Source organism: Methanobrevibacter acididurans, from assembly GCF_046197875.1.
GTDB lineage: Archaea > Methanobacteriota > Methanobacteria > Methanobacteriales > Methanobacteriaceae > Methanobrevibacter_A > Methanobrevibacter_A acididurans.
In genome coordinates, this window is record NZ_CP166991.1 from 1068088 (window position 1) to 1093499 (window position 25412).

General features: G+C 28.2%; 26 protein-coding genes. 6 read left to right on the forward strand and 20 right to left on the reverse strand.

The features are described from left to right. Positions 1-127: 127 nt before the first annotated feature. Entirely contained in the window at positions 128-1378 is a 1251-nt protein-coding gene (locus ACA135_RS05355; protein WP_409197733.1) for a proteasome-activating nucleotidase, read from the reverse strand. A gap of 408 nt (positions 1379-1786) precedes the next feature. On the opposite strand from ACA135_RS05355, the gene ACA135_RS05360 reads away from it, so the two are divergent. Both ACA135_RS05360 and ACA135_RS05365 read left to right on the forward strand, forming a co-directional pair. Beyond that, positions 1787-2764 (forward strand): transposase, encoded by a 978-nt coding sequence (locus tag ACA135_RS05360; RefSeq protein ID WP_409197734.1) that lies wholly within the window; start codon positions 1787-1789, stop codon positions 2762-2764. Between the two features lie 218 nt (positions 2765-2982). Next, positions 2983-3459: a multiprotein bridging factor aMBF1 gene (locus tag ACA135_RS05365; RefSeq protein ID WP_409197735.1), complete on the forward strand. Its 477-nt coding sequence runs from the start codon at positions 2983-2985 to the stop codon at positions 3457-3459. A 32-nt stretch (positions 3460-3491) separates the two neighbouring features. Here the strand turns inward: ACA135_RS05365 and ACA135_RS05370 are convergent, their stop codons facing one another. The 12 genes from ACA135_RS05370 to ACA135_RS05425 form a co-directional block, all read right to left on the reverse strand. Beyond that, positions 3492-3914 (reverse strand): DUF356 domain-containing protein, encoded by a 423-nt coding sequence (locus tag ACA135_RS05370; RefSeq protein ID WP_409197736.1) that lies wholly within the window; start codon positions 3912-3914, stop codon positions 3492-3494. A 296-nt stretch (positions 3915-4210) separates the two neighbouring features. Beyond that, a complete protein-coding gene (locus ACA135_RS05375) occupies positions 4211-5491 on the reverse strand; it encodes a hypothetical protein (RefSeq protein ID WP_409197737.1) in 1281 nt (426 codons plus the stop codon). Positions 5492-5514: 23 nt separating this feature from the next. After that, entirely contained in the window at positions 5515-6003 is a 489-nt protein-coding gene (locus ACA135_RS05380) for a hypothetical protein (protein WP_409197738.1), read from the reverse strand. A gap of 422 nt (positions 6004-6425) precedes the next feature. After that, complete coding sequence (locus ACA135_RS05385) at positions 6426-7589, reverse strand: hypothetical protein (protein WP_409197739.1); 1164 nt, start codon at positions 7587-7589, stop codon at positions 6426-6428. Positions 7590-7618: 29 nt separating this feature from the next. Next, positions 7619-8089, reverse strand: a complete 471-nt coding sequence (locus tag ACA135_RS05390) for a methylated-DNA--[protein]-cysteine S-methyltransferase (protein WP_409197740.1) — start codon at positions 8087-8089, stop codon at positions 7619-7621. A gap of 85 nt (positions 8090-8174) precedes the next feature. After that, positions 8175-9686 carry a Mur ligase family protein gene (locus ACA135_RS05395; protein ID WP_409197741.1) on the reverse strand — a complete coding sequence of 504 codons (1512 nt, stop codon included), beginning with the start codon at positions 9684-9686 and terminating at the stop codon, positions 8175-8177. A 72-nt stretch (positions 9687-9758) separates the two neighbouring features. Continuing rightward, positions 9759-10847 carry a glycosyltransferase family 4 protein gene (locus ACA135_RS05400; RefSeq protein WP_409197742.1) on the reverse strand — a complete coding sequence of 363 codons (1089 nt, stop codon included), beginning with the start codon at positions 10845-10847 and terminating at the stop codon, positions 9759-9761. Between the two features lie 204 nt (positions 10848-11051). Then, complete coding sequence (locus tag ACA135_RS05405) at positions 11052-12170, reverse strand: ATP-grasp domain-containing protein (RefSeq protein WP_409197743.1); 1119 nt, start codon at positions 12168-12170, stop codon at positions 11052-11054. 72 nt (positions 12171-12242) lie between these two features. Further along, the gene (gene hycI, locus ACA135_RS05410) at positions 12243-12722 is read right to left on the reverse strand and encodes a hydrogenase maturation peptidase HycI (protein WP_409197744.1); all 480 of its coding nucleotides are present in this window, start codon (positions 12720-12722) and stop codon (positions 12243-12245) included. A 25-nt stretch (positions 12723-12747) separates the two neighbouring features. Then, a complete protein-coding gene (locus tag ACA135_RS05415; RefSeq protein ID WP_409197745.1) occupies positions 12748-13539 on the reverse strand; it encodes a 50S ribosomal protein L11 methyltransferase in 792 nt (263 codons plus the stop codon). A gap of 133 nt (positions 13540-13672) precedes the next feature. After that, complete coding sequence (gene nikR, locus ACA135_RS05420) at positions 13673-14092, reverse strand: nickel-responsive transcriptional regulator NikR (RefSeq protein WP_409197746.1); 420 nt, start codon at positions 14090-14092, stop codon at positions 13673-13675. A 180-nt stretch (positions 14093-14272) separates the two neighbouring features. Next, positions 14273-14743 (reverse strand): hypothetical protein, encoded by a 471-nt coding sequence (locus ACA135_RS05425; RefSeq protein WP_409197747.1) that lies wholly within the window; start codon positions 14741-14743, stop codon positions 14273-14275. Positions 14744-14826: 83 nt separating this feature from the next. Here ACA135_RS05425 and ACA135_RS05430 point away from each other — a divergent pair, with 83 nt between their 5' ends. Then, positions 14827-15372, forward strand: coding sequence for a DUF2115 family protein (locus ACA135_RS05430; protein ID WP_409197748.1), 546 nt, complete (start codon positions 14827-14829; stop codon positions 15370-15372). Positions 15373-15392: 20 nt separating this feature from the next. Here the strand turns inward: ACA135_RS05430 and ACA135_RS05435 are convergent, their stop codons facing one another. The 5 genes from ACA135_RS05435 to ACA135_RS05455 form a co-directional block, all read right to left on the reverse strand. Further along, complete coding sequence (locus ACA135_RS05435) at positions 15393-16895, reverse strand: glutamate synthase-related protein (RefSeq protein WP_409197749.1); 1503 nt, start codon at positions 16893-16895, stop codon at positions 15393-15395. A 15-nt stretch (positions 16896-16910) separates the two neighbouring features. Beyond that, positions 16911-17603, reverse strand: a complete 693-nt coding sequence (locus ACA135_RS05440; protein ID WP_409197750.1) for a tributyrin esterase — start codon at positions 17601-17603, stop codon at positions 16911-16913. A 15-nt stretch (positions 17604-17618) separates the two neighbouring features. Then, positions 17619-18533 carry a class II glutamine amidotransferase gene (locus ACA135_RS05445; RefSeq protein WP_409197751.1) on the reverse strand — a complete coding sequence of 305 codons (915 nt, stop codon included), beginning with the start codon at positions 18531-18533 and terminating at the stop codon, positions 17619-17621. Beyond that, on the reverse strand, positions 18521-19108 hold the full coding sequence (gene pdxT / locus ACA135_RS05450; RefSeq protein WP_409197752.1) for a pyridoxal 5'-phosphate synthase glutaminase subunit PdxT: 588 nt from the start codon (positions 19106-19108) through the stop codon (positions 18521-18523). The genes ACA135_RS05445 and pdxT overlap by 13 nt, the downstream gene beginning before the upstream one ends. 315 nt (positions 19109-19423) lie before the next feature. Then, positions 19424-19903 carry a HEAT repeat domain-containing protein gene (locus ACA135_RS05455; RefSeq protein ID WP_409197753.1) on the reverse strand — a complete coding sequence of 160 codons (480 nt, stop codon included), beginning with the start codon at positions 19901-19903 and terminating at the stop codon, positions 19424-19426. Positions 19904-20085: 182 nt separating this feature from the next. Between ACA135_RS05455 and aksF the strand changes: the two genes are divergently transcribed. Together aksF and ACA135_RS05465 are read left to right on the forward strand one after the other, a co-directional pair. Beyond that, positions 20086-21084 (forward strand): homoisocitrate dehydrogenase, encoded by a 999-nt coding sequence (gene aksF / locus ACA135_RS05460; RefSeq protein WP_409197754.1) that lies wholly within the window; start codon positions 20086-20088, stop codon positions 21082-21084. Positions 21085-21105: 21 nt separating this feature from the next. Beyond that, positions 21106-22608: a class I adenylate-forming enzyme family protein gene (locus ACA135_RS05465; RefSeq protein WP_409197755.1), complete on the forward strand. Its 1503-nt coding sequence runs from the start codon at positions 21106-21108 to the stop codon at positions 22606-22608. A gap of 14 nt (positions 22609-22622) precedes the next feature. Here the strand turns inward: ACA135_RS05465 and argB are convergent, their stop codons facing one another. Beyond that, positions 22623-23498 carry an acetylglutamate kinase gene (gene argB / locus ACA135_RS05470; protein WP_409197756.1) on the reverse strand — a complete coding sequence of 292 codons (876 nt, stop codon included), beginning with the start codon at positions 23496-23498 and terminating at the stop codon, positions 22623-22625. A 190-nt stretch (positions 23499-23688) separates the two neighbouring features. Here argB and ACA135_RS05475 point away from each other — a divergent pair, with 190 nt between their 5' ends. Further along, on the forward strand, positions 23689-24297 hold the full coding sequence (locus ACA135_RS05475; protein WP_409197757.1) for a class I SAM-dependent methyltransferase: 609 nt from the start codon (positions 23689-23691) through the stop codon (positions 24295-24297). A 147-nt stretch (positions 24298-24444) separates the two neighbouring features. Here ACA135_RS05475 and ACA135_RS05480 read toward each other — a convergent pair whose 3' ends face one another. Then, positions 24445-25278, reverse strand: a complete 834-nt coding sequence (locus ACA135_RS05480) for a hypothetical protein (protein WP_409197758.1) — start codon at positions 25276-25278, stop codon at positions 24445-24447. Between the last annotated feature and the right edge of the window lie 134 nt (positions 25279-25412).

Here is a 25412-nt window from a genome sequence, read left to right on the forward strand (position 1 = left end):
TAAGATAATATTATAAAAAAATTGGCCTCAGATCGCCCATCATTCATCACCATATCAGAGCTCATAGGGTTCATCACTGGCCAATTATATTTTTTATTAATTAAAGAAAGGATGAATTTGGATTTTTTTATCCAAACATCACACCTGCTTCTTTTATAAATTCTTCATCTTTTTCTGATCCAACAATTTTTTCCACAGCATCCATGAAATCTGATACTATGACTTTATCTCTTCCTTCACGAATAGCAAACATTCCCGCTTCGGTACATATTGCTTTTAAGTCTGCACCAGACACTCCATCTGTGAGTGTTGCGAGTAAATCGATGTCTGCTTCTTCAGATAATGACATTTTGGATGTGTGAATTTTGAGGATTTCTTTTCTTCCTTCTTCATTTGGAGATGGTACTTCTATGAATCTATCAAATCTTCCAGGTCTTAAAAGTGCTGGATCTAGGATATCTGGTCTGTTAGTAGCACCTATAATTCCTATGTCTCCTCTACTTTCAAATCCATCGAGCTCTGCTAATAATTGCATGAGTGTTCTTTGTACTTCACGGTCTCCACTAGTACTAGATTTTAAACGTTTTGCTGCAACAGCATCAATTTCATCTATAAATATGATTGCTGGTGCTTTTTCTTTTGCTAGTTCAAATACTTCTCTTACTAGTCTTGCTCCTTCTCCTATATATTTTTTAACAAATTCTGATGCTACTATTTTAATGAAAGTAGCATTTGTTTCATTTGCTACTGCTTTTGCTAGTAATGTTTTTCCTGTTCCAGGTGGACCGTATAAAAGAATTCCTTTAGGTGGGTCTATTCCAATTTTTTCAAATAGTTCTGGATGTTTAAGTGGTAATTCTACTGTTTCTTTCACTTCAACTATTTGTGGGTCTAATCCTCCAATTTGATCATAGGTTACATCAGGTTTTTCTTCTACTTCCATTCCGGATACACTTGGGTCTTTTTCAGATGGTAATACTTCTACTACCCCAAATGTTTGTTGGTTTAATGCTACTCTTGATCCTGGAACTAATAGTTTAGGATCTAAAAATTTTGAGTAATTTATAAGGAAGTGTGGTCCTGTACTACTTTTTACTGTCATTCTAGTATCATCTAAAACTTCAGTTATTGTAGCTAATATTAATGGTGGAGTTCTGAATCTTTCTACTTCCCCACGTAATGATTTTGTTTCTCGTTCTAAACGTATTTTTTCATTTTCTGTGAGTATTTTATCTTTTTCTAGTTTTCTTATTTTCCACATTAAATTACGTTTAGTTTTTGTGTGTTCTTCTTTTAATAGTGCAAATTCTTTTTCAAGATTTTCTTGTTTATTTTCTTCAGTTACACTATTATCTATTTCTTGAGAAGATTCTGGCATGGTGAATCACTCCTTTTTTTATTTAAAATTTTATCTGTTAAATTATAATTATTATTTATTTTTGCTTATTAATAATTATTTTTTCGATTCCATTATAATTACATTTAGTTACTATTATGTATTTAATCTATTTTTAGTTACTAGTATTTAAACCTAATGAAACTTGTTTCAAATAATACTAATAATTTATAGTTTATAATTTTTTGGTTCTGTAGAAATCCTATATTTTTATTAAAATATTTTTTCAGTTGAAGTTGTACTTGGGTATTTTTTATTTTTTGGTTTTCTTTATTTGTTTTTTAAAGAATTTAAAGGTGATTTTAGCAAATTACACTTGAAATACTACTTAAGTGGTTTAAAATAAGTTATAATAAAGTATTAATAATTAAATGGAGAAAAGATATTAATATGATAAGTAAAAAAACCTTTTCTCCATATCATATTTTGTTTTCAAGACAGTTAAACCTTTTGGATTTTGAATGTGAAAAACCATTAGAAAACTGTTTAAATCGTCAGTCAAAAAATGGTAATATTGAATTATCAGGTAATCACATGCTGCTATATGCTGAAAAAGTATATAACTATGCTAAAGCATGTTTAAATGATTATTCCAATTATTTTAGTAATCATTTATACACACAGCCTAAATTATTCACTATTTTAGCTCTTAAAATGTATTCAAAAATGACCTATCGTGAAATAATTGAGTGGATGCAATTATCAGATAAGTTACTTAAATTTTTAAGATTAAAAACCGTCCCACATTATACAACAATCCAGAAATTCTTTAAAAGAATATCTGAAACAAGTTTTAAAGAATTAAACAAGAAAATATTATCAAAATTTACTTTAATTGGTGGAAACATTGCTTTAGATGGATCAGGATTCACCAATGATTATGCTGATAAATATTTCGCGAAAATACGACGTAAAGAACGAAAAAGCTATGTGAAAAACCATATTGCAATCAATGTTAACACACAACTAATTCTTGATTATCAAGTTCAAAGAGGCCCAAGACACGACACACACTTCGCAAAACAATCAATCAGAAACATAAAAATATATAAACCACATTACATAATTGCAGACAAAGCATACGATACAGAACCCATAAGAAAATGTATAAATGAAGAAGTAGGAGCATTTGACCAAATACCATTAAAAACAAGAGCCAAAAACGGACACTACAGAACCAACAGCCCCACAATATTCCGACCAAAAATATACAGCAAAAGAAACAATGTAGAATGCGTATTCAGTGTAGTAAAAAGAAAATTTAATGGAACAAATCACAGCAGAAGCCTAAAAATGTCAAATAAAGAAACCAAACTCAAAAACACATTCTACAACTTCTACAGATCAACAAAAATACCTCAAAAATAGGGTTTCTACAGAGCCAATTTTTTTATTAAAATAAACTTTAATTAAAAAAAATAGCTTAAAAAAATAAATTAATTTAAAAACTACAAAATTAATAAAGAGTAAATATAATTTAAAACTCAAATCATTATATTATATACAATAAATTTGTATATAAAGGTTTTGAAAAATTATAAATGATTCGAAAAACTTAAAACATTTAAAAAACATAGTTGATTAACATGAGATGCGAGATTTGTGGAAAACCAATATCTGGTAAACCTATAAGAACAAAAGTTGACGGTGCAGTTTTAGATACATGCAAAGAATGTTCAAAACTTGGAAGAATACAAAAAGCACCCCCTCAAAGACAAATTAAAAGAAAAACAGCAAAAAAACAAAGTACTCAAAAATACCAAAGAAAAAGAGACGAACCTAGTGAAGAAATTGTTGAAAATTTTGGTAACATTTGTAAACAAGCAAGGGAATCTAAAGGCTGGTCTCGGGAACAATTAGGTGAAAAAATCCAAGAAAAAGTCTCAGTAATTAAAAAAATAGAATCTGGAAAAATGACACCAGAACTTAATTTAGCATATAAATTTGAAAAAACATTAAATATTAAAATTATAGAAAAAGTAGATAACCTCGATTTAGAACAATTTAAAACATCTTCATCAGGTGGTTTAACACTTGGAAGTATAGTAAAAATAAAAAAATAAAAAAATTTTATTATATTTCTAAAATTCTTTTTTTATAAATAACCTATTTTTGAATTTTTGTATTCTCTAGCAGATTTATATTTATAATCTTTCATCATAGTACCTTTATTCTTATTAGAATAATAACCTTTTAAAGGTGCTGATTGATTTAAAATTTTAACTAAATCCCCATACCCTTCATAATCATCAATTACCACTACTACATGAGCTGGTGGGTGAATTTTTTTCACTTGAATGATAGATAATGTTATGTCTTCTTTTACAAAAAAAGCAGTTGCAACATGTGATTTGTTACGTATTTTTTGATTCAATATTTTTCCTACAATTTCATCTGCGAATTGAGGATCCACATTTTTAGGTTTTGATGTTAAATTTAATTTAGCATGTCTTTCAATATCTGCAATTGCATTTAATAATTTTTGATTGTTTTCGCCACGAATTAATATTAATGCCATGTTTTTTTACCCTTTATTTTTATTGTTTAATAATTTTTAAATTTTAGTAAATTTTTATATAATTTTTTTGAATTATAATTATACAGCTTTTTTAGTGTTTAAATCCTGATAATAACTGTTAAAATTTTATTTTTTTAATAAATTGTGTTTAAAATTTTCTTTATTTGTTTTTTAGATTTAAATTAAAAAATTATAATATTATTCAAATTGATTTTGTTTTTTTATAAAAAAAGGTTATATAATGAGATTTATTTTTTAAATTTATAATTTTTCCTCATTAAATAACCTGAATTATTCTATTTTCGATCTTGGAAGTTTTTTATAAGCCTACTTCTGAATATTACTAACAGTATAAGAATTATACCAATTGCTGTTTGTATTGTTCCAATAATAGTTAATAAAAATGAACTTACTGGTAAATTCCAAGGTGGGGATGTTCTTCCATCAGCTAATGGTTCAAAGTATACTCCAACGGCTCGAGAGTTTTCTTTAACACTTATGTCTTTAGGTTCAACATAATTTACTCCCATTATTAAACCATTATGAATACCTCTATTTATAGATCCTGCAATTTGATCAGGATTATAACCATATTTAGTTACTGATGCTTGAACAATAGCTTCCGTCGTATCTGCTAATCCTGCCCTATCACTACCATAAACTGATACACTTGTTGTATTTGATGTAACAGTTATTGCATTGATTAATGCATCACAAGCATTGGTTGTTTTTAGTTGACTTCCATCAACTGGACATACTTGATAATTTTCTGCTTCAGGGAATCCTACACTCCATCCACATGTTGGACATGATTTAGTATAGTTTTCACTCATTGCATAACCAGTAGCATTCATTTCAGTTGGTGTGAACATATCTCCTGTAGATACACGAGATACAAGATTAACAGCACCTCCACCGTATTGTTCTCCGGAATCTGTTGCAACTTCTCTCATTGCTTCTCCAACAATACGTGTAGCTGGGTAACCATCTCTTATCATTTTACCTATATTCACAGCAGTTTGATATCTTACTGAATCTGCAGTACCCATCTTTGGGTTTCCTTCAGAGTTTCTTAAGTGAATAATAGCTCCTTTATGACCTTCTTGTAGTACTGCCAATCCTCCGCTTGTTGAGGAGTAAGGTGTGACTGTAATCTCACCATTATCTTGTTCTTCAACAACATATGCATCAAATGATCCGCCAATAGCTGCCCCTACATTTGGACCACCTACTATAAGACGAATCCCATTAAAGGAACTTGCTACAGATGCTGCTGTAGAAGGTGAAGCACCATTCTGTAATGCTGCTACACATTGACCAATCGCTTGTACACGATCTGAAGAGTTACCTTCACCCCCAGATAGTACAGCAAATTGTTTATCCTTACTCATAAGGAAAGATGATTGAAACATGTTTTTAGCAAATGACATACTCCCTGCAGCAACACCATTAGGATCATTTCCTGCTGGATCAGTGATTACTATAACGTTACAAGTTGCTGAAACTTCACTAATTACAGTAAAAACGGCCAAGAATAATATTAATCCAAGAAATATATATTTAGTTTTCTTATTCATCTATTATCATCCTCTTTATAAATTTACGCCGTTTCCTTAAATTGTGCAGTGTTCACTCCATTGTATGATGCATTATCTGCATTAGAAGTATTACTGACAGGTATTGTTGAGAAATCTTCAATAACTGTAACAGTCACAATTCCCGTATTTTTATCTACTTTAACATCCGCCGCTGCAATAGGTTGTAATGTTGTACCTGGAACTGTGGATTTACATGCAAATTGTTCAGCATTAGATATGGCCTCCGACAGTGGCAACGTACGTTTACTTGTTACAAGCATATCTCCATCAATATAAGAGCTTTCTCTGAAACCTGCTGCTTGCACATTTTCTCTAATTGTTTCGATTGGAACAACATCATTTCCTTTTACAATAATCCCTGCTATTGGAACACCTTGGTCCACTTCAGGAGATGAGGCATATGCAACGTAAGTTATAATTCTTCCACATAAGATTAATAAAAATGCTAAAAGCAAAATCATTAATGTGTCTCGTCTTACTTTAATAAACATATGAATATATCCTCTTTAATATGAATTAATTATGTTTTTGAATTAATTTTATAATAATATAATTATCAATTTATCGCAAATATTTCTCTAATATTACTATAAATATAATAACATTATTTTATAAGATTAATATCTTATTTAATATTATGTATTCTATGAAATTAATAATAAATCTTTAAATATAATATAAACAATGATTTTATTAATAAATAAGAAAATAAGCACAATAAATAATTGAAAATAGGTAAAAAATAGTAGAAAAAAGAGAAAAATTTAAATTTAATTGAAAAATATTTCATAAATAATAAAAATCTAAGAATTTTCTTGAATTTAAAATTTAATAATCCGGAATATGGGAAATAATTTTTTATTACCAACTAAAAGAAAATAAATTCAAACAATAATTTTTATATCTTATTTCTTTAAAAAAATGCGTCTAAAGTTGTTTGTTTAGAAATAAAAAGTTCCTTTAACAAATGACTATTTTCAATATAATAATTGGTTGAAGATTTCAATTTATTATTTGCAAAATTTAAAGAATCTTTTAAAGTTTCAAAACTCATTGAATTTTGACTCATAGCTATTCTAATATTTTCTCGAACATTAAATACTCCAAGTGGTTCAAAATTCTCATAAATTTCACGAATAATTATCACTCCAGATTGTCTATGAACTTTTCGTAAGTGCTCTAATACAGCTAATTTTCCAGCATAATATGCTCCTTGAAGAGGACTATAAGAGGTTTTACCTTTATTATATTCATGATCTATGAATGTGATTTTTTCATTATTTAAAACTTTTAAATAAGTTTCTATCATTTCAAACTCCCATTCTTCAGGAATTAAAATAATAATGAAATTATTCCCTAAACTTGAGTAATTGTAAACTTCGTAAGAGTCTATTGTTGGATTATATTTCACTTCTTTTAATAATCCATTTGAGATTGCAGTATCGCAAGCTGTTATACTCCATCGTGTAGGTACTAATTTACGATTCTGTTTTTCTCCAAATGCTCCAACACTGAAAGTTTTTTGTAGTTTACTGAATGGTACATTATGATTATACATTGCCATTACAGCATCTGTTGCTTTTAAATCAGTATCATAATAAGATTTTTCCAATTTTTTATCCCATCTAACTTCATCAATATCAAATTTCTTTATTAATGCACTAGGACCATGAGGTTCACTTTCACCTTGATATCCTCCACCTGTAGGACGTTTTTTAAAGGTTGCTTCACTATCTGTAGAATATTTGGATAAGCTGATACTTTGTAATTTTTCAACATAAGGGTTTTCAAGGTCTTTTACACCAATTAATTGTTTTCCTCGTATTAAATTCATTCTGAAATTAAAAATATCTTTTCCTGTTTTACCATTTTGTATCCATGTTTCAGGACTATCTAATAAACTAGTATCTCCTTTATCAGGTGTTATCATTGGACCAGCATATACTTTAGGATAATTCCAATGACCAATAAATACTGATGGAGGTGTACTACCGTCTAGGTTTTTATTTATCTTAATACTTCGAATTTTCTGGTTTTTAGTTAGTTCATCTAAGTATTGACTTTTATTTATTGACATGAAAAACTCCTATTAAAGCTTTTATTTAATTATATTACTTTATCCATTTGGAATTTTATCCCTTCATTAAAGAGTAATTGTTTTTTTAATTCTAAACCTCCACGATATCCAGTTAATTGATTATTAGAACCTATCACCCTATGACAGGGTATGATAAATGGTAATGGATTTTTTGCTAAGGCCCTCCCAATTGCTTGATATGCTTTAGAATTAATAGAATTACCTATTTGTTTATATGTACTAGTTTTTCCTTTTGGTACTTTTAATGTTTCAATATAAACTTTTCTTTGAAAATTAGTAATAGGAAGAGTGTTTAAATCAAAACAATTTTGAAAATTAACATTTCCTCCTTTTATGAATTTTTTTATTAAATTTTCTAAATTTTTAGACTCAATAAGATTATGATTTTTAATATACTCCTTATTTATTTCATTAAATTCATTTTCAAAATAAATAAGTTGTGCTAATTCGTCTTTGTTAATGTATGCTTTTATATTCATGAAAATTTTTTTAAACCTCCTTTATAATCTTACTTGTTTTAAAGGATATTTAAATAAAAAAAAGAAATTAAATTTAATTATTAATTTATAATATTTTTTTAAGTAATTCTTCTGCAGGATCCATTCCTTGTGCCCCAATAAGTAAAATTAAATCATCAGGTGTGGAAAATTCCACAGTATCAGATAATGCGTCTATTAATTTATCATAAATTACATATTCTGTATTTTCCTTGTTTAATTCATCTTCAAATATTTTTCTCTCTTGAGGTGTTACAGTATTATTGTGATCTACTTCATCTTCACTACAAGATAATATTAAATTAATTGGTATTTGATCTTCTTCTTGAAGATTATTTATTACATCTGATAATGCTTCTGCTATTAATTTATTTAATACTATTCCTCTAGAGCCTCTAATTGCATCAATAACCCATAATGTTTTTAAATTATTTTTATTAGCAGTTTTAAATGCTGATTGTATTGTTGCTTTAATTCCTTCAGGATTATGTGCAAAATCATCAATTATTAATGGTTTTTCATTTAATGTTACAAATCTTCTTTTTAAAGGTTTATATGATTTTACTCCTTCTTTAATTTGTTCAAGAGGAATATTTAAGGATATTGTTGATGCTATAGCAGATAAAGTGTTTTGTATGAAGTGGTGAGATTGGAATGGTAATTCATCTAATTTTAAAAATATTTTATCTTCATAAATTATTGCTTCTTTTTCATCACTATAAGATAATTTATTTATTCTATTAGTAGTTTTAATGTTTTCTAAGTTTTCAGGGTCCATACTTAAATAGAAAATATTACAATTTTCTTTAACTGTTTCATCCATTATTCTTACTCTTTCATCATCATAGTTAAGTACTGCTGTTCCATGAGTTAAGGATTTTATTAAACCTTCAGTTTCTTCTTTAACTTCTTCCACATCATGAACTAGTCCTATATGATCCATTGCAACATTAGTTACTACAGATACATCTTGGTTTATAGCTTCACTCATTAAATATGCATGATTTTTCATGAAGTAATCTTCCCATCCTTGTACTTCAGAAACTTCAACAACTAAATAATCTAAACCTTTTTGTTCATTATATGATTGTACTAAAAGTTTTGATACCATTGGATCAATTAAAGTATTAAATTCACTTCTTGCATCAGTATTAGTGAATACTTTAGCTCCAAAATTTTTTAGTATATGGTACACCATATGAGTAGTGGTGGATTTCCCATTTGTCCCTGTTACAACTACTCTTTTAGTATTTGGTGCATAATTTTCAACTGTCCATTTTATTGCATATGCATTAGCTTCTTCTATTTTATTTACAACAATTATAGGATATTTTAATTTATCTGCAATTTCTAAACAATCATCTAATGGATGTAAGGTTATTATACATGCTACATTTTTTTTATTAGCAATTTCCACCCCTTTTCCATTAATTTTATGTCTTATTACAATATCTCCTTTTTTTGCACTGTTTAATGTTGTGAATGAACCAGTGAACCCTAATGATTTATAATCATTGCTTCCATAGAGTGTTCCATTGATTTTTTGTGTTAAATCTTCGATTTTAATATTTTTTGTCATTGCGAATTTACTTCCCTTAAAAAAAAGTATTTATATTGAATTCTTATATGAAAAAAAGAAAAATAGATTTTTTTATAGTATGAATACAAAATAATCTATTAATAATCCAATTATACAAGCTATTGCTGTTATTAACCAATAACTACTTACGATTTTTACTTCACTTATTCCTCGATAATTTAATGCATGATGTAATGGTTCTACAGGTAATGTTATTATATGTGCACGATGCATTAAACTAATTATAGTTGAACCAATTGGTACTGCTAAGGATAATAATCCAAAATATGGGATATTTGTGATTAATACTGCTGCTGCAAATCCTGAACCTAAAATGAATGATCCAGTATCTCCCATGAAAATTTTTGCAGGGTACTTATTAAACACAAGGAAACCTAAACAGATTGCAAATAATATTGCAAATGGTGCTATTCCTTCCATATTCCCATTTATAAAACAGAATACTCCACAAGCAAAAGAGGCTATGGCAATTATTCCAGATGCTAAACCATCCATTCCATCTATAAGGTTTACTGCATTTATACATCCTAATACTGCTATTATAACTATTGGTATAGCTAATAATCCTAAGTTAAATCCTCCAAGAGTCCATACTGTACTTGTTAATACTAGGAATATACCTGGTAAAAATTGTGCTATTATTTTAACAGATTCATGAGGTTCATATTTAATAGGTATTTCTGCAACTTGTTCTAATTTTCCAGCTGCAAGTAAAGGTTCTAATTGTTTTTTAGCTTTATCAGTAGTTACTCTTGCTTCTTCTGAAACACCTAAATTTAAGATACCTATTTGGACAACATCCGGAGAAATGTTTTTAACTACTTTTTGATATTCTTTTACTTTTAATCCAAGTAAATCATCAAGTAATCCCATAACTCCACCTGTAACCATTATGAAACTAGTTATAAGAATTGGTAAATTTTTATAGAATAATGAAACAACAAATAATATTGCGAATAAGAAGGATATTCCACCCATTGTAGGTGTTCCAGTTTTATGTCTGTGTTCGCTTACTATTGGAGAGTCTGAAATATCTGCATCTATTAATACATGACGTATAAAAAATGTAGAGAAAACAGTGACTACAAAGGTTATTAAAAATAAAATTACCATATTTGTTGTGTTCATTACTAAATACATTATTACCACGATTTTTTTAAAAAATTTTTATTTACTAATTATATATTTTAGAATTTAATATTATTTAAACTTTATTTTAAGTGCTTTAAAAAGTTAAAAAAAGGTTTTAAATTAAGTTAAAACAATATTTATAACTTAATTAATTTGATTTTTATTCTAGGATATTTAAAAAAAGAGTAAAAATTGAAAAAATTAAATTTAAAATTATTTTTTATAATTAACTCCAGTTAATTGTTTTGCTAGTTCATAACAATCATTTAAAGTATTTCCTCTTATGGTTAATCTTTGATAACCTTTTGGACCATGAACAACATAAGGACTATTAATGAAATCTTTAAGTGGTTTCCTAGATTGGGGGCCATTATAATTATGTACTGGGATTTCAAGACTATGATAAGTTTTTCTTAGATTATTCATTTTATCTTCTGTAAAATCACCTGTAACCATTCGTATAAGATTTATTAAAGGGTTTATTCCAGTTGTTGCACAACTAAGATAACGTGTTCCACTCACTCTAGTGTTTATTTCTAGTGCATAAATTTCATCATTAGTTGGAGAATAAATGAGATCTATGTCTATAGTTCCTTCTGCATTTAAATTTTTCGCTATTTTATATGCTAAATCCATTACTCTTTGATTATTTAATCCTTTTAATTCTGTTGGTCCGGATCTTAATCTTAAAATTGGATGGATACCTTCAAGAGATGTTTCACCTTTATATATAGGTGCTATAGGATAATATAAATTATTCCAACTTGATACTTCTATACTAATTTCAGAACCAGTTATGAATTCTTCACATAAAGCTTCATTAAAGGTTTTAAAGTATTCCTCAACATCTTTAAAGTTTTTACATACTTTAATATCTTTTCCACCTTGCCCTTCTCCTTGTTTTAAAACTACAGGATAATTAAATCCATTTATATCATTGGGTTGGTGTAAGATTTTTGATTTAGGTGTTGATATGTTATTTTCTTTAAAAAATTCTTTGGTTTTTATTTTATTTGAACATAAATCCACTGTTTTAGGGTTAGATATCAATACAGGTATTTGATGTTCTTTTTCTATTTTTTCCTTCATTTCTGCTACACTTAATAAAGGAGGATCTATTCCAATTAAAGGTATTATTGCATCTACTTTCTCTTTTATTGCAATATTCATAGGTTCCCCCATACCTCTTGGAACTATGAATACTTCATCTGCATCTTCTAAGTTAGGTGCATCTTTGTTAGATTCTGTTACTAGTGTTTTTATATTGTTTTCTTTACAGTAATATGCAACATCATCAAATAGTCTTGATCCGATAAATAGTATTTTTGTCATAAACATCAGCTTAAATAGAAATTAAATTTTTTTTATTGAATATTATATACTCATTTCTTTATATTTCTTATTTTATAAAAGTTTGAGTATTAATTCTCCTAAATTTTCCACACCTTCTTTTACATTTGGTGTTAAACCTAATTGTAAAGATAAATCTGCAGGTTGAACTCCAATAAATAGTATTTTATAAGTTTTCTCCAATTCTAAATAGTTTATTAAATAAGATAATGGCATATTATGACTAGATATTCCCATATTTTTAATTTCTTCTTTTTTTACTAATCTTAAAAATCCAGGTTTTTCATCCATTATTACGGCATCAATGAGTATTATGTGAGTTGGGTTTAAAGTTTTAATTTTACCTGTGAAGTTTTCTGGTGCGCTTCCAGCATTAATTAGTGTGATATTGTTTTTATTTTTTAATTTTGGAGTTAAATCATTTATAATGTATGGTCCAAGTCCATCATCAGTTTTTAATTCATTTCCTATTCCCATTATTACTAAATTTTCATAATTTTCTAAAAATTTTTTTAATTCTTTTTCTAATAACATGAAAAAACCTTTATATCCTTCTGTTTTATATTAAATTTATTTTTATTGATTCTAATCCTTTACCCATAGTATATGATAAGTTTATATTAATTGTTTCTCCTTGATGTGCATCTAATTCTTTTGGTAAAGGTATGATTAATTCTGGATTTAACATAGGTGTTGGTCCGCAAATTAATTTTTGATTTAATAATGTGTATGTGGTTATTTTAACTCCATTAAATATAGAATTTTTAGTAATGTAAAATGATATTGTTTTATCGAATACTGGATTTATATAATCTTTAAATCGTATTATATCATAGATTACACTTTCACCAATTATATTATATTTTGGTTGTGATTCTAAATCTTCATACATTATTATATTATCTTCCATACATACTGGTTCTATTTTGTTTATGATTCCATAAGGGATTATTTCTGTGTAACTTTTTATTTTATTATGGATTTGATTGAATGTTAAAACTTCTTCTTCCTCAATTAATGCTGTATCTAACATTTCACATATTATTAAATCAGGTGTGGATTCAAATTCATGTTGTGTTGTGTCTGCATTAATGATTTGAATATTATTGAAGTTTTTTGTGTTTTCTTCTGCACATTTAATTGTTTTTGGATCTAAATCTATGGCTTGTATTTTTTCATAGTATTCACTAGCAAATATTGAGAGTATCCCACTTCCACATCCTAAATCTAATGCTAATTTTTTATTTATATTTGGATTTTCACCTTTATTTTTAATAGCTTCATAAAATGCGGATAATCTTTCTGTATCTTTTAATAGGTTGAAATGATAATGAGTTGTCTGTAATTTCATAATGAATCTTTTTTTTAAATTTTATTTTTTACGGTTTTTTAGAAATAGTTATAAATGATTTTGAATGTATTTATTTAAAAAAATAGATTAAATGTTTAAAAAAAAATATTTAAGAATAATGATTAATTTATGTTTATGTAGGATCTAAGTTTTCTCCATTAGCTGTACTTGTGAGTTTAACGTGATCTACTCCTTTAAGTCTCATCATTCTTTCTGTAAGTTCACGAATATTATTTACATCTCCGTTTACAACTATTACTTCCATACAATATTTGTTTGTCATGTGAATATGCATACTTGCATTTATTTCATCACGAAAATCGTGTTGTATTTCTGCTAAGTTTTCCATTACTCCTGTGAAGAAATGGTCATATATTACGGTGATAACCCCTATTCTTTGCCCTTCCATTTCGTTCATCCATTGGTAACGAACAATGTAATCTTTAAGTGCATCTCGTATCCCTTTAGAACGTGATTGATAACCTCTATCTTTTAATACTTCATCAAAATCAGCTAGTAATTTTTTTGGTAGGGACATACTTATTCTCATCATTTTTATAAAACCTTCTGTTTTTTTACAAATTTTTATATTTAACCCAAATTATTTTAGTGTTTAAGATTAACTAAGTATTAATCGTTAATAAATAAGTAGTAATTAATCTTATATAAATTTTATTAAATGAATATTTGTCAATTAAAAAAACATTAAATAGATTAATTAAATTGTTTTGAATTAATTAATAAGTTTATAGTATCTACCGTCTCTTTTTTTAACCTTTTTAATAATACCTTTAATTTCTAAAGATAATATTATATGATACATTCGAAAATTAGTAATTTTTTCAGGACCATAGAGTAAATAACCTTCCAAAATATATTTAGATACCAAATTATCTTCATCAACTACTTCACGAATAATTTTTACAACATTAGCTTCTTTAATATCTAATTTAATATTCATGACATCTTCTTTTGTTTCGAGAGTTTGAATTTCAGTACCCTCATTTATTAATTTAATTTTTTTTTGTTCATAAGTTATTAAATCTTTTTTTGCAAGGGACTTAAGAACATCATGAAGATTATGTTCATGAACATTTAAATCTGTTTGAAGAACTTTTAAAGGTATACCTTCATCATATTCTGGATTAAATGTTTGTATACGACTTAATACCGTATTTTCTTTTTTTGTTATATATATTACCATTATAATTCTTTATCCTAAAACTTAATTATATTATATATTATATTATTATTATAAAAAAAGTTTTTTTAATTTGTAGTTTAGAAGTGATTATTATTAATATCTTTAATGAACTTACTAAGATAAGTAAAGAACCTGAAATTAAGATTAATAATTTAAGGGATATTTTAAAAAAGTATGCTAAAACAGTTAGTGTTTTTGATGAAATGAATGCTACATGTATTATACGAGAAGATTGTAAGTATATGCAAAAGAATATTCAAAAAGAATACTTAGAAGTTTATATTAAATATTTTTTTAAAAGAATCAAAGAAATTTTAAATGATAATATAAATTATAAAGGGAATATTGATATTATTAAGTTTCAAAATTCTTTAAATTTACTCAGAGATCAGTTTATTCAATATAAAGACAGTAGTAATAATAGCAAATATTCTTTAATTTTAACTTTAATTAGTTTTTATGCTACATTCATTAAAAATGAACCAATACATCCAGTAGGTACACCTTTTCCTGGAAATTTAAAACTAGAAAAAAAAGGTGAAGAATATTATTGTCCAGTAAAAGAAAAACAATCCAAAAATCCTAATGCTGTTTGTAATTTATGTATTTCTAAACAAAAAGAAATATAAAAAGAATAAATTAAATTTTTTTATATTTTAGAAGATAATCCCATTTCCCCTGCCATTGGAACACCAGTTAATACAGATGCTTCAAAAGTTAAAGATTTAAGATTTTCTTTTTCTAATTTAGATAAATGAGAATTTCCTGCTTGTTGAGCAAGCATTGTTGCTTCATCAGTCATTGCTTTAATATAATTAGCAACATGTTTTGCACCTTCTCGATAATTTAAACGGTGTCTTAATTCAAGATTTTGTGTTGCAATTCCTTTTCTACATGTTCCATCATAACATTCTTGACATACTCTACAACCTAATGCAACAAGTGCCCCTGTTGCTACATATGTTGCATCTGCTCCTAGAGCTAATGCTTTAAGAACATCTACACCAGTTCTTATTCCACCAGATACTATTAAACTTACTTCATCACGTAAATTTATGTCTTTTAAAGCAGCATCTGCTTCAACAATAGCTGAAAGTGTTGGAACTCCTGCTTGTTCCATGATTACATCAGGACCTGCACCGGTTCCTCCTTGCATTCCATCTACAACAATTGCATCTGCTCCACCTTTTGCTGCAATTTTAACATCACTTGCCACACGTCCTGCTGCAAATTTAACCATAATAGGTACTTGCCAATCTGTAATTTCTCTTAATTGACTTATTTTCATACTTAAATCTTCAGGTCCTACTATATCCATGTGTCTTGCTGGTGATAATGCATCTGCTCCTTCTGGTATTTTACGGATTTTACTTACATCTGCAGTAACTTTTTCTCCAAGTAAGTGTCCACCCATACCACTTTTTGCTCCTTGACCTATTTTAATTTCGATTGCATCAGCATTATTTAAATATTCAGCAGATACACCAAATCTTCCAGAAGCATATTGTGCTACTAAATTATGAGATAATGCTCTTTCTTCAGGAAGCATTCCTCCTTCACCAGTGTTAGCAACTGTTCCTGCAAGTGTTGAACCAAGTGCTAATGCCATTTTAGCTTCTTTACTTAATGCTCCAAAACTCATTGCACCAATCATGATTGGAGTGTCAATGTGTAATGGGTTTTCCGCATAACGATCACCTATTATTACATCTGTTCCACAAGGTTCTCGATAATTATCTAATGGAGGTCTACTTACTTGTGCTGGTGTTATGACCAAATCATCAAATGTTGGAAGTGTTCTAGTTGCACCTGTACTTCTAATTTTATATGACGCTGCTGTTGTTTTTCTTTCTATTTCTAAAATATCAGGATATTTCCATCCTAATCTTTGGTCTTCTGGCATTGCTAAGACTTTTATTGCTCCGTGAGGACACATTTCACTACATATTCTGCACCCTACACATTGTGCTTGATGTAATGGTTGTGGTTCTCCTCGAACTATTTCGTATACTCCATGTGGACAGTTGTTCACACAACTAAAACATTTACCACAGATATCTTCATCTCGATCGTCACATAGATACCAGCAACATCCTGGTCTTTCAAAATCTCTTTTACATATTAGTGGGTCTCTTATTACATTAAATGGCATTTTATTTTTCCCTCCTTAATCTTTTTTATGGAAAAATGGTCTTTTACTTTGAGGTATGATTTTTTTAAAATTTTTATAATCTTCATTAGATATCTTAAAATCATATTTATTAAGAATTGTTTTTAATTCTTTTATATCTTCTTCATTAGCTTTCAATTGGAATGCATTTTTTCCAAGACTTTCTATTTTTCCTAGTACGTATATTTCCCCATTTACAATGGATTCTGCTAAGTCTTCACCTACATCTCCGAGGATTATGATTTTTCCCCCCATCATGAAAATTCCTGTCATAAATCCAGAGTTGCCTCCTATTATGATGGTTCCATTTTTCATGATTTCTCCAGTACGGGCCCCAACACCTTTTTTAACTACTACTGTTCCACCATAAATTCCTTGACCTGCTCCATCTCCTGCAGAACCTTCAACTATGATTTCTCCTTCAGTCATGTTGTCACCTACAAACCAGCCTGCATTTCCTTTGATTAATATTTGTAATTTATCAACCATACTTCCAGCAAAGTATCCTGCAGATCCATCTATAATTACTTGAGATTCCCCAATTACTCCATTTACAAGATAATGCATTGCATTTGGGTTTTCTAAAATAATTTTTTCTACTTTTTCATGATCTATTGCATATCTGATTTTTGTGTTGGTTTGTCGTGGTGTAAGTTTGGATACGTCTATTGTGATTGTTTTTTCACTCATATTTATTTCCGCCTTTTAAATTTCGTATACTCTTACTTCTCCAGGAGAGATTTGTTCTACATTATGGGTGTCAATTACTTGTCGGAGGCTTACTTCTTCTGATGCTATTGCGAATTTTTCATCGTTTTCAGCAATTACTCCTGGTCTTAATCCTAGTTTATCTTTTGCTATTCCAATTCCGTTAGGTGTTCCTATTATGAAACTGAATGGACCATCCATATCTTCAACTGCTCCTTCTAATGCTTCTTCTAAGGTGTAGTTTGAGATTAGTTTATCTGCAATGTAGTGTACTAAACATTCAGTATCGTTGAATGTTTCAAATATGTGACCTTTTCGTTCTAGAGGGTCTCTTATATTCCAATAATTTGTTATTTGTCCATTATGTACTACTGTTACGTCTTCTGAGATATAAGTTTGGAATGGGTGTGCATGGAATCTGTCTATTGCACTTTCTGTTGAGAATCTTGTGTGTCCTATTGCATGTGTTCCTTTTACACTTCTTGTATCATATCTGTTTGCAATTTCTAGAACTGATCCTACATCTTTTATCATTTCAAATGAATGTGAACCATTTAAAACTATTACATCATCTATTTGATCAACTTTAGTGATTAAGGGTTTTAGTTGTTTGAAATTATCCAAATTGACATGACATCTATATATTATGGTATCGTCAACTGATGGGATTTTTTCTTCTTGTGCGATTGATGAGTTGTTTTGTATTATGTTTTTTACATCAGATATTTGATTATCATCATCAATTTGTATGTTTAAAATGTATTCTCCATCTGGTAATCCTAATCCTCCGTATAATGCAAATCCTGCAGAGTCTGGTCCTCTGTGTTGGAGTGCATTTAGCATGTTTGTCATGTCGTTTCCAATGTTGTGCATTTTTTTATCTTTGTATACTATTCCTGCTATTCCACACATTTTTTAACCTCCTTTATGAAGTATTCATGTAATCTTGTATCATTAGTTAATTCTGGATGAAAACTCATTGCTAGATTAGGGCCTTGTTGTATTGCTACGATTGTGTTATTTACTTCACATAAGACTTTGATGTCTTTTTTGGTTTTATCATAGTTTTTTAGTGTTGGTGCTCTTATAAATACTCCAGGGTATTTATATCCTAAAATATTGAGTTCTGTTTCAAAAGAATCTTTTTGTCTTCCAAAACTGTTTCTTACAACTTCTATGTCCATTATTCCTAGTATGGGTTGTTCGTAATTTGTTTTTTTTGCAAGTAATACCATTCCGGCACATGTTCCGAATATTGGTATTTTTTTGTCTTTTATTATTTTATCAAGGTCTCGTTCGAATAAGATTTTCCCTATTACTGTTGACTCTCCTCCAGATATGATGAGTCCATCACATTTTTTTAGGTCGTCGGCATATCGTACATTTTTGGTTTGGGCTATTATACCCATTTTTTCTATTGCTTTTTCGGTTATATCTTTATGTTCTGATACTGCGCCTTGTAAGTTGAGAATTCCTATTGTTAACATGAAAAATCACTGAATTTTATATAAAGTTTATATTTTTTTATCATATTTTTTTTTAAAAATAGATTAATATTATATTATGTTCTTTTTGTTTATTTATTTTATTGTTTTATAAGTGATTTTTATGTTTTTTGAGTCTATATTTTTTTGGAGATGAATATTTTTCATCCTTATGGTTTCTTTATATTTATTTATATATAAAGTTGGTGGAATATCCCTTCCGGTTGAATTTTGTTTATATGAAATTATTTTAAAAAATTGTGTAAAAAAAAGTGAAAAATAGGAATAATTAAATGTTAGTTATGTAAAAAAATTTTTTTATTCTTCTTTTTTAGGATTTTTAATTGCATCAATTGCGTATCTAGCACCTACAACTACAAAATTTTTTTCATCATTTAATAATTTTTCTATAGATCCTACTGCTCTAGAATCACCTATAGCTCCTAATGCCCAAACTGCTGCTCCTCGAACTTTCCAATCTGGACTTTTTAAAGTTTCCATTAATGGATCTACTGCTGCTTCACCCATATGGGATAATGCAGTTGATGCTTCTCTTCTAACTAATTTATTTCCATCAGATAATGTATTTATTAGTGGTTCTATTGCTTTAGTATCTTTAATAAGTCCTAATGCTTGAGCTGCACCTTTTCTTATTTCTTTATCTGAACTTTTTAATGCATTTATAAGTGGGTCTACGGATTCTTTTGCATTGAACTCTAATAATCCCATTGCTTCTTCTTTTACAAATTCATCGGTTGATTTTAAATCTTGTATTAATTCTTCTATTGTTTTTTCCATTGAAAATCACCTTATTTATTTTTTTTATTATTATAATATAATTTATAACTATTTCTTAAATATATGTAAAGGATTATTTAAACCTTTCGATATTTGACGAACAATGTATTTTTTCTATACAACAAAATACTTTAAAGTACAAAAATATAAAAATAATAGATAAAAACAATTTGGATAATAAAATGAAAAAGATAACAACAATACCTGGAGACGGAATAGGAAAAGAAGTAATGGAAGCAGGACTGTACATCTTAAACAAATTAGATTTAAATATAGATTACAGCCCACAAGAAGCAGGAAAAGAACTATACGAAAAAACAAACGATAATCTTCCCCCTGAAACAATAAAATCAGCAAAAAATACAGATGCAACATTATTTGGAGCAGTTACATCCATACCTGGAGAAAAAAGTGCAATAATAGAATTAAGAAAAGCACTCAATGTATATGCAAACTTAAGACCTGTAAAATCATATCCTGGAGTAAAAGGAATCTATGATGATGTAGACTTCTTAATAGTAAGAGAAAATACAGAAGGATTATACTCCCAAATAGAAGAAACCACAAAAGAAGGAGCCATTGCAAAAAGAGTAATAACCAAAAAAGCAAGCCAACGAATTTGTGATTTAGCATTCCAACAAGCAATAAAAGAAGACAGAAAAAGTGTTACCTGTGTTAACAAAGCTAATATCCTTAAAAAAACAGACGGACTATTCAAAGAAACATTCTACAAAGTAGCTAAAAATTATCCAGAAATTAAAGCTAATGATTTTTATGTTGATGCAACAGCAATGTATTTAATCACAGATCCTCAAAGATTTGATGTAATAGTAACAACCAATTTATTTGGAGACATATTATCAGATGAAGGAGCAGGATTAGTAGGAGGCTTAGGAATAGCACCTTCAGGAAATATTGGATCAGAAAATGGACTATTTGAACCAGTTCATGGAAGTGCACCTGATATAGCAGGACAAAATATAAGCAATCCCGTAAGTATGATATTAACCATAAGTATGATGCTGGAATACTTAAATCAAGATTATTATGCAGATAAAATAAAACAAGCCACAGTTACAGTATTAAAAGAAGGAAAAGTGAAAACTCCTGATCTTGGTGGATCTAATAAAACCATGGAACTTGCAGAAGAAATAAACAAAAAATTACAAGAAATATTATAAAAAAAGAGAGAATAGATAATTATGCTTAATATAACAACATTTTTAGATGCTAATGCAAAAAGACTAAAAAAAGATGTATTTTACTGTCCCGAAAAAGGAACTAAATATAATTCTAGAGAAATACTTGGAATAGTATCAGAACTTGGAAGAGAATTAAAAAAATTAGGAATAGGTAAAGGAGATCGTGTATTAATCTATTTAAAAAGTTCACCTGAATACTTATTCAGTATGTTTGCTTTATGGAGAATAGGTGCAATAGCCGTACCAACAAATAGAGTTTATAAAGAAAATGAAATAAAATACATGAGCCAAAACTCAGAAGCAAGATTAATGATAACTGACTTAAAAGGTGAAGAAATAGGAGAAAAGATTGGAATAAAAACTTACACACCAGAAAATATAGAAAATTATCGTGAAGCCGAAGTTTTACCCTCAGAAACTACTGATTGGGACGATTTATGTCAACTACAATATACTTCAGGTACAACTGGAAAACCCAAAGGAAGTATGTTAACACATGGAAACTGGTTTACAAGTATACACAATGAATGTGATGTATTAGAATTAAGACAAAATGATGTATTTCTTGGAATTTATCCAATGGCTCATGTAGGTATAAGTTGGGGAATAAGTGCCTTACGTGCAGGTGCTTTATATATTATGATGGAAAGATATGAGTTAAATAAATATTTAGAATTAATAGAAAATGAATATGTAACTGTATTAGCAGGTATGCCTCCAGTTATACATACTTTAACTAATCTTGACAGTGATTATATATCTAAACTTGATAGTGTAAGAGAAATAATTAGTGGTGGAGGACCAATACATAAAAAGATTTGGAAAAAATTCACAGATCAATACAGTATACCTATAATAAATGCTTATGGATTATCTGAAACTATTGTAATAGGTACAGGTACAGTAATTCGTCCAGAAGATTATATTGAAGCAGATCGTTTTGAAAGTGTAGGACATCCAGTATGTTTTAGTGAATGTAAAATTGTAGATGAAGATGATCCTTACAGTACTTTAGATAAATATGAACATGGTGAAATAGCTTTGCGTGGTCCTGCAGTTGCTAAAGGTTATTGGAATATGGAACGTGAAACACGTGAAAGTTTTCTCCCAGAAGGTTGGTTTTTAACTGGAGATATTGGTTATTTAGATAAAGATAATCGTTTATTCATTACTGATCGTAAAAAAGATATGATTGATATGAGTGGTTGGAAAATTTATCCAACTGAAGTTGAAGAAACATTAATTAAATATCCTGAAGTTGAGGATATTGCAGTTTTTAGTATTCCTGATTGTCATCGAGGAGAATTACCAGTTGCAGCAGTAATTTGGAAAAATGATGAAGATAAAGAAGGTTTAATTAAATTTGCTAAGAATAATATTGCAGGTTATAAAGTTCCTCGTGAAATTTACAGTACTAATGAACTTCCTCGTGTTAATGGTTGGAAATTATTACGTAAGGAGTTAATTAAAATGTTTGCTCCTGAAAAAATAGAAAAAAAATAAAATGTTTATATAAATTAATATATCATGGTTCCAATACCATCAGTTGTGAAAATTTCAAGTAGTAAAGAGTGTTTTAATCTACCATCTATAATATGTGCAGATTTAACACCATCATTTATTGCTTTTACACAAGTTTCAATTTTTGGAATCATTCCACCAGTAATTATACCTTCTTCTATGAGTTTTGGTACTTCTTCTACTTTTATTTTTTGAATTAAACTTGATGGATCTTTTGGATTTCTTAATACTCCTGGTACATCAGTTAAGATTATTAGTTTTTCAGCATCTACTTCACTAGCTAGTGCTCCAGCTACAGTATCTGCATTAAGATTTAGACTGGTTCCGTCTTCTGCTATTCCAATAGGGGATATTACAGGTATGTAATTGTTTTCAGTAAAAAGTTTTAATATGTCAGGGTTGACTTTTTTTATTTCTCCAACAAGTCCTAAATCTATTTCTTCTATTTCACCAGTTTCTTCATTATGATATTTATGGAGTTTTTTACATGCTTGTATGAGTTTGTTATCTTTTCCACTAATTCCCACACCTTTACCATCATGTAAACAAATTTTACTTACAATATTAGTGTTTATGTTTCCAACTAAAACCATTTTCACAATTTCCATTGTTTCTTCATCTGTTACTCTAAGTCCTTTGATGAATTTTGGTTCTTTTCCTAATTTATTCATGCTTCTAGTGATTTCCGGCCCTCCGCCATGAACTACTATTGGTTCCATTCCAACATATTTAAGGAGTACTGTATCTCTAGCTGTAGAAGCCATTGCAATTTCATCTATCATTGCATGACCTCCATATTTTATCATTATTTTTTGTTTATGGAATTTTTTTATGTAAGGTAATGCTTCAACTAATATATTTACTTGTTCCATGTTTTATCACTATAAATTTTTTGAATATTAAAATTAAATTTTTATTACAAATTTTTTAACACTAATAGGTTTTGTTTGATGTATTATTTATAATATTATTAAAAAAATTATCGAAATGAATATTAATAACAAACGAATAAATAGTAAATATTAATTAAATTTTAAATTAAAAATGGAAGATTGATAAAAAATGCCGAAACCAAATATGATGCCAAAGAATGGTCATAGAATACAAGGATTCTCAAGTGAAAGCTTTATAAATGCAAAAGAAATATTAGAATCCTTTAAGTTTAAAGGAAATGAAGTTTTCATGGATCTTGGATGTGGAGATGGACATATAAGCATGGAAGCATTAAAATTATTAAATGATGATGCAACAGTAATTGCTATAGATAATTATGAACCAAGTATCATAGATTTACAAAAAGATGTAGATGAGCAAAACATAAAAAATTTAAAACCAATATTTGCAGATTTTACTGAAGGAACACCAGTCGAAGATGAAAGTGTAGATGTAATATTTTTATTAAATGTTTTCCATCACTTTAATGCTGCACGTAAAAGTAGTGAAAGTATTAAAGAAATGAAACGTATTCTAAAACCTGAAGGAAAAATATATGTAATGGAATATAAAAAACAAGAAGTTAGACATGGACCTCCTTACCAAATGAGAGTAAGTGATGAAGATGTTGAAAAAATGTTTAGTGATGAAGGATTTAAAGTCTTAAATGTGGATAATGAAGTTGGTGAAGATATTCCTGAAGGAAAATCTCATTATTTAATAAGTTTTCAAAAATAGATTTTAAAAAAAATTCCACAATTTAATTATTTTTTTAAAATTAAAAAATTTACTAATTTTGATATTAATTTAAAAATTGAAATTATAAAAAAAGAATGTAAAAAAAAGTTCTTATTTTTTTAAATAGAAAAATAAGAAAAACCTTTTTTATGTTTTTAGATTATCTATTGTAATTACTAAATCTGTTAATTGTTGTTGTACACTTAAACCAGGTTGTCCGTGTGCTTCATATACAAGTGCTGGTGTTCCATTCTCTAATATTGGTTGAGTACAATATTTTGGACTTGAATATTCAGGAGGTTCATAATAGTATAACCAACTATTATTTTTAACAATTTTGTTAGCTATTTGATGACTTGTTCCATTTGCACTTCCTGGTGTGAAGATATATGGATCTGGGAAGTAAAATGCATTTGATGTATGAATATCACACACTAAACTATAATCTTTACTTACTACATCAGGTACAACAAATTGTTGAGCTAATAATTGCCCATTCATTCTACTTTCTGAGAAATCACTACTATTTGCTGTAACATTTATTTTGTAAATATAATATTGATATTCACAATCACCGGAAATATTTTTAACAGCATTTTCAAGTGCTTGATGTGAATCAGATTCCCGTGGGTGTTGTCCTATAATGTATGCTATTTTTACTTTAGAAGATGTGTTTCCATATGGTCCTTCAAGTGTTACAAAACCTTCCTCAGCAGTTCCTAATTTAGTTGATATAGTATTTGGGTGATTTGCATCTGTATCAATATGTAATAAATTTGCTAATGGTTCAAATATTCCACTTAATGAAGTATCTACAGCATTACTTGTGCTTTCTAAATTAGGGTTTGAGAAAAAGTTACCTGAAAAAATTACAATTCCTCCAATTAGGATTATTAATATTATTACGGCATATATTAATTTTCTTTTAGGGGGTTTTGATTTAGGTTGTTTTCTATGTAAACTGTTTTTTGCATCAGTCAATTTTTTTATACCTCTAATTAATTTTATTTTTTTAAAGTTTTTATTTATTTTATAATTGAAAGAAAATTTTTAAGTTTTTAAATTAATTATTGAATTAAAATTTCTTTTTTGTGGTGTTGAAAAAATGTGTTTAT